The sequence below is a fragment of the Burkholderia sp. Ac-20392 genome (genome assembly GCF_017104585.1).
Classification (GTDB): Bacteria; Pseudomonadota; Gammaproteobacteria; order Burkholderiales; family Burkholderiaceae; genus Burkholderia; species Burkholderia lata.
The window spans coordinates 1-985 of sequence record NZ_JAAGPB010001063.1; the positions used below are offsets into that span (position 1 = coordinate 1).

Annotated in this window: 1 protein-coding gene and 1 pseudogene; both read right to left on the reverse strand. The window is 72.2% G+C overall.

What is annotated here, in order from left to right:
* A partial coding sequence (locus tag G3N99_RS40790) for an ABC transporter ATP-binding protein (RefSeq protein WP_206125261.1) occupies positions 1–726 on the reverse strand: 726 nt, incomplete at its 3' end.
* Positions 727–753: 27 nt separating this feature from the next.
* A pseudogene (locus G3N99_RS40795) lies at positions 754–985 on the reverse strand (iron ABC transporter permease); the annotation flags it as partial.

Here is a 985-nt window from a genome sequence, read left to right on the forward strand (position 1 = left end):
CAGCCGCGCGCCCTGCCCGACGAACGACGCGACGGCGCGCGTGACGGGCTGCCGGTACAGCGTCTGCGGCACGGCCGTCTGCACGAGCCGGCCGTGCCACATCACCGCCACTTCGTCGCCGAGCGTCATCGCCTCGGGCTGGTCGTGCGTGACGAGCACCGATGTCGCGCCCGCTGCCGCGAGTGCATCCGCGACCGCGCTGCGCGTTTCGTGGCGCAGCGACGTGTCGAGCGCGGAGAACGGTTCGTCGAGGATCACGAGCGACGGCTCGGGCGCGAGCGCGCGTGCGAGTGCGACACGTTGCTGCTGTCCGCCGGACAGCTGCTGCGGCGCGCGGCTCGCATACGACGCGGGCAGGCCGACCATCTCGAGCAGTTCGTCGACGCGATGATGGCGCCGCCGCGCCGCGCGCGGCAGCCCGAATGCGATGTTGTCGGCCACCGACAGATGCGGAAACAGCGCACCTTCCTGCGGCACGTAGCCGATCCGGCGCTGTTCGGGCGGCAGGTGCACGTCGGGCGCGGCCACGCGGCGGCCGTCGATCTCGACGGTGCCGCGCTCGGCGCGCTCGAAGCCGCACAGCACGCGCAGCAGGGTGGTCTTGCCGCTGCCGGACGGGCCGAGCAGCGCGAGGCGCGAGCCGCGACGCACCGTGAGATCGATGTCGTGCAGGACGGTATGCGATCCGAACGATTTCGACAGGCCGTGGATGCGTAGTTCGCTCATGGGCGGTTCCGGGGTAAAGGGCGACGCTCAGTCGCGCACCGACGCGCGGCCGAGCAGCAGGAACAGCAGTCCCGATGCGCCGAGCGACAGCGCGACGAGCAGCGCCGCATAGGGCGCCGCGGCGGCGAATGCGAGCGTCGCCGTGTCGCTCCACACCTGCGTCGCGAGCGTGCGGGTGCCGATCGGCGACAGCAGCAGCGTCGCGTTGAGTTCCGTCACGACCGAGATGAACACCATCGTCGCGGCCGCGCCGAGGCCG